The organism is Bullifex sp. (assembly GCF_034103065.1).
Taxonomy (GTDB): domain Bacteria; phylum Spirochaetota; class Spirochaetia; order Sphaerochaetales; family Sphaerochaetaceae; genus Bullifex.
Genome location: NZ_JAXEGN010000054.1, coordinates 1 through 4,165, shown reverse-complemented (window position 1 = coordinate 4,165; position 4,165 = coordinate 1). Strand labels below are relative to the sequence as shown.

The window sequence follows — 4,165 nt, the reverse complement described above, 5'->3', positions numbered from 1 at the left end:
CTATTTCCTCTTTAGTGTATTTTATTTTCATTATTATTTACCTCAAAACTTATTCATAGGCGAGATAGTACTACTAAGACTTACTACCTCTTAACTTTTATTACCTCCTATGAATAATAGAAGTAAAATGCTTAAAAATATTCATTTAAAACCATGAAATCAATAAACTTGGCTAGTTTATTTAATTACATTATATATAATTAAAAAATTTTAATCAAAATACAAATAATCAAGATTATGTATATAGCTATTATTAGAAGAGAATAGTACCACTTCTTTTGTAGTTTCAAGTTTTCACCTTTTAAAATATTTTCTTCCCATACTTTTTGAGGTATTAATTTCATTGTTAATAAAATTAAATATGGAAGAATAATAATATCATCTAAATACCCAAGAATAGGAATAAAATCAGGGATTAAATCAATAGGAGAAAGCGCATAAGAAATAGTTAAAGCAGCTAATATTTTTGCATACCAAGGTGTTCTACTATCCTTAAGTGATAGCAAAACTACAGGTATTTTGCTTTTTAATTCCTTAGCTCTTTCTTTAATATTCAAACTCAATCACCTGCTTATCTACATCAATATGAGACATTACACCAAATGGAATAATACATCTTGGTAAAGAATGTCCTACATTAATATTTGTAACAATTGGTAATGACTCATCATCAATAACGTCTTTTAATATTTGTATGTATTCAGATTCATAGGTTCTATCCATAGGTTGACCTATTAAAAGAGCACTAATTACTTTAAAAATTCCATAATCCTTTAGTGTTTTAATCATAGTTCTATACTTTTCAGGAGAAGCTTTTTCTTCACTACTTTCAAGTAATAGTATTTTGCCTTTCCACTCTTCAATAGAAGGGAATAGTTTATATCTTTCACAAAGAATTGGAGAGTTCTTATATCTTGTGTTATCAAAGATGTCATAAATTGTATCAATACAACCACCCAATATTTTACCTGAAAAAGTTGGACTACCCTGCAAAAGCACAAAGCCTTCATTTTGATGGCTACTTGTAATAGTACCAATAGCATTTGAACTAAAATCAGAACGTGAATCATACCAAACAGGAGACGGTTCTATTTTTTCAATTTTTCCTGTTGTTAGTAATTCTTTAAAATAATATTCTGTATAAGGTAGCATAGTGCTAGATAACTCACATACATCAGATAAAAAAGATTGTCCATAAAAGGTTTTTACACCTAGTTTATTAAGCATGAAATGGTTAATTGTTGAATCAGAAAAACCTAAAAAGATTTTAGGATTAATAACCTTTTTTAACTCATCATTTTCAAAAAGATATGGAAGCAAGCGATAAGTATCGTCCCCACCAATTGAACATAAAATCATATCGATAGTAGGATCTGAAAAGGCATTAATTAAATCTTCTGCACGCTTTTCTGGGTGGTTTTCTAAATACTCTAAACCCTTTAAAGCATTAGGCATATAACAAAGATTAATACCTAGATTCTTAATTCTTTCTTCACCTAGCTTTACTTCATGAGAAACGAAGTCCTCACCCAAAATTCCTTTTGATAGACTTACAATTGCAATTTTCTTTACCTTCATAACTTATAAATCGAGTACCATTATGTACTCATCCCCTTTATCTTCAAAAACTCTATATCCAAGTCTTTTATATAAGTTTACAGCCCTATTTGCTTTTTGACATGAAAGAGAAAGACGTTTATAACCCATATCATGGTAAACCTTTTCAATGCCATTTAAAAGATTAGTACCAATACCCTTTCCTCTATAACCATCTTTTATTGATATACAAAGTGAAGGAGTATCATCATCAATGTGTCCATAATCATCCATGATACGTCCCCAAACTGCACCGACTAACTTATCATCAAGAGCACAAACAAGACAAACATCGCTAATTTCTTTTCCAAACTCAGAAATATAAACCTGAAGTTCAGGTTTATAGATTATGTCATAGTCAAATGGTAAAGCACCTTCAGGAACATAAAGAGCATCATATAAAAAGCTCTCTAATTGATTAATTTCACTTTCCTTAATCTTTCTTATTATCACTTCTTTTCCTTTGCACTAAGCTCTGTTGCTACAAACTTGATAATTGCTACAGAAGAAGCCATATTATCTTTAATATCAAAATGCTTACCACTTTGGTTTTTCATTATTAACTCTAAAGCTTTCTTTTTCTCCTCATTATCTTCTACAAGAAAAACTTTACCCTTTGCAAATATTGATGAAAACGTTGAAGTATATGAGCAAGCATTTGAACTTTCTTGAAGTATTACATTACATTCAAGAGTTATAGCTGCATTACAATTACTTCTGATTAAATCAATCTTATGCCCCTCTTTTGCTGAGTGCATATAGAAAACTATTGGGTCACTATCTACAAAACCATAGTGCATTGAAACAATATATGGGTACTCTCCATCAAAAAGAGCAAGGTGCAAATACTTTGCATCATTAACAATTCTTAAAATATCTTCTCTATTTGTTACTTCTCTATCTTTTCTTCTCATATATAAAGATTATCAATAAGGGAATAAAATAGTAAGATAATAGTATGAAAAGAATATTTTTATTTTTAATGCTCTCGCTTTCTTTCATATCTTGCATAAACGCAAGCTATAAAAGTGTTACTTCTGATGAAGCTATGAAAATGATGAATGATTCTAATAATTATATTATTTTAGACGTAAGAACAAAGAGTGAATATGAGTCAGGACACATCAAAGGGGCCATAAATATTCCAAATGAAACAATTGGAAAAAACACTATAAAAGAGCTTCCTAATAAAGACCAATTAATATTTGTATATTGCAGAAGTGGAAATAGAAGTAAACAAGCTTCCTCCAAACTCTCAAAGCTAGGATATACATCTATCATTGAATTTGGAGGAATTAACTCATGGAAAGGTGAAATTATTTAATCTTCTTTTGAAGTCTTTCAAAAGAAAATAACATCACAAGAAATAAAATTGTTATATAAATTGGTAAATAAGCAATTGAAGTAATGTCTGCGATAACACCAAATAGAGGCGGTAAAGCAAGTACACCAATGTAGGCAAATGCCATTTGTATGCCAATTACAGCTTGTGATTTATCAGCACCAAAAGATGTTGGTGTTGCATGAATTAGACTTGGATAAATTGGAGCACATCCAAGGCCTATTAGAATAAGACCACATAATGATAGCAAGGCAGGGCCAGGGATAAACATACAAATAAGCCCGATTGCTATTATAACAAGACCTATTCTAACCATTGTTTTATCAGTTAAATGCATTGCAATAAAAGCATTTAAACCACGACCAACAGTAATTCCAATAAAGAACATAGAGGCAAAGCGTGCTGCTTCCTCAGCATTAACGCCCTTATATAAATTTAAATATGAACTAGCCCAAAGCCCTGCACTTTGCTCAACACCACAATAGCAAAAGAAACATATCAAAACTTCCTTTACGCCCTTTATTTTAACAACCTCTCTAAGAGTTAAGGTTTTAGCTTCTTTGCCATCTACTACCTTTTCTCTCTTTTTCCAAATAGGAAGGCTAAAGAAAAGAATAGCTGTTAATATCATTTGCAAGATTGAAATATATAGATAGCCTTTATTCCACCCCAAGTTTCTTGTTAATGCAAATGCCATAATATTAGGTCCAGTAACAGCACCTACTCCCCACATACAATGCAGTAAGCTCATGTGCCATCCCTTATAGTGAAGAGCTACATAGTTATTTAAGCAAGCATCAACACTACCAGCCCCTAGGCCATAAGGTATAGCAAATAAACAAAGCATCCAGAAGCTTGAGGAAATTGAAAATCCATAGAGGGCAAAAGCAGTCAATAATACACTTAAAGCAGTAACCTTACCAGCTCCCAGTTTTAATGTTAATCTGTCACTTTGCAAGCTTGAAACAATTGTTCCAAAGGCAATAATAATAGCAATTATTCCTGCATACGATACAGGAACATTTAACTCTTGATACATAATTGGCCAAGCTGACCCTAAGATAGAGTCAGGAAGGCCAAGACTGATAAAAGATATGTAAATAACGAACAATAATAATGTTGTCATAGTATGATGATATAATCAAAAAGAGTAAATAAATATGATTAATCAAGCTATTTTCTATGATAAAATCGTCATATGGTTAATTCTAAGTGTGTTACTAAAAC

6 protein-coding genes are annotated in these 4,165 nt (G+C 31.0%); 1 reads left to right on the top strand and 5 read right to left on the bottom strand.

Going from position 1 to position 4,165, the window contains the following annotated elements; translation table 11 throughout:
* Positions 1-200: 200 nt before the first annotated feature.
* From SOY52_RS02150 to SOY52_RS02135, 4 genes are read right to left on the bottom strand one after another with little or no spacing between them, the layout of a single operon-like run.
* A complete protein-coding gene (locus tag SOY52_RS02150; RefSeq protein WP_320847342.1) occupies positions 201-557 on the bottom strand; it encodes a YkvA family protein in 357 nt (118 codons plus the stop codon).
* Positions 547-1,578 carry a S66 peptidase family protein gene (locus tag SOY52_RS02145; RefSeq protein WP_320847341.1) on the bottom strand — a complete coding sequence of 344 codons (1,032 nt, stop codon included), beginning with the start codon at positions 1,576-1,578 and terminating at the stop codon, positions 547-549. The genes SOY52_RS02150 and SOY52_RS02145 overlap by 11 nt, the downstream gene beginning before the upstream one ends.
* Before the next feature lie 3 nt (positions 1,579-1,581).
* The gene (locus tag SOY52_RS02140) at positions 1,582-2,049 is read right to left on the bottom strand and encodes a GNAT family N-acetyltransferase (protein WP_320847340.1); all 468 of its coding nucleotides are present in this window, start codon (positions 2,047-2,049) and stop codon (positions 1,582-1,584) included.
* Positions 2,046-2,510: a pyridoxamine 5'-phosphate oxidase family protein gene (locus SOY52_RS02135; protein WP_320847339.1), complete on the bottom strand. Its 465-nt coding sequence runs from the start codon at positions 2,508-2,510 to the stop codon at positions 2,046-2,048. Before SOY52_RS02135 ends, SOY52_RS02140 begins: the two co-directional genes overlap by 4 nt.
* Before the next feature lie 44 nt (positions 2,511-2,554).
* Between SOY52_RS02135 and SOY52_RS02130 the strand changes: the two genes are divergently transcribed.
* Positions 2,555-2,920 (top strand): rhodanese-like domain-containing protein, encoded by a 366-nt coding sequence (locus tag SOY52_RS02130; protein ID WP_320847338.1) that lies wholly within the window; start codon positions 2,555-2,557, stop codon positions 2,918-2,920.
* Here the strand turns inward: SOY52_RS02130 and SOY52_RS02125 are convergent.
* Complete coding sequence (locus tag SOY52_RS02125) at positions 2,913-4,064, bottom strand: MFS transporter (RefSeq protein WP_320847337.1); 1,152 nt, start codon at positions 4,062-4,064, stop codon at positions 2,913-2,915. The two genes, SOY52_RS02130 and SOY52_RS02125, sit on opposite strands and share 8 nt — an antisense overlap.
* Positions 4,065-4,165: the final 101 nt, after the last annotated feature.

Excerpts from the sequence above, each read along its gene's own strand:
- SOY52_RS02135 (WP_320847339.1), bottom strand. The coding sequence starts at position 2,510 with ATGAGAAGAAAAGATAGAGAAGTAACAAATAGAGAAGATATTTTAAGA.
- SOY52_RS02125 (WP_320847337.1), bottom strand. The coding sequence starts at position 4,064 with ATGACAACATTATTATTGTTCGTTATTTACATATCTTTTATCAGTCTT.
- SOY52_RS02130 (WP_320847338.1), top strand. The coding sequence starts at position 2,555 with ATGAAAAGAATATTTTTATTTTTAATGCTCTCGCTTTCTTTCATATCT.
- SOY52_RS02145 (WP_320847341.1), bottom strand. The coding sequence starts at position 1,578 with ATGAAGGTAAAGAAAATTGCAATTGTAAGTCTATCAAAAGGAATTTTG.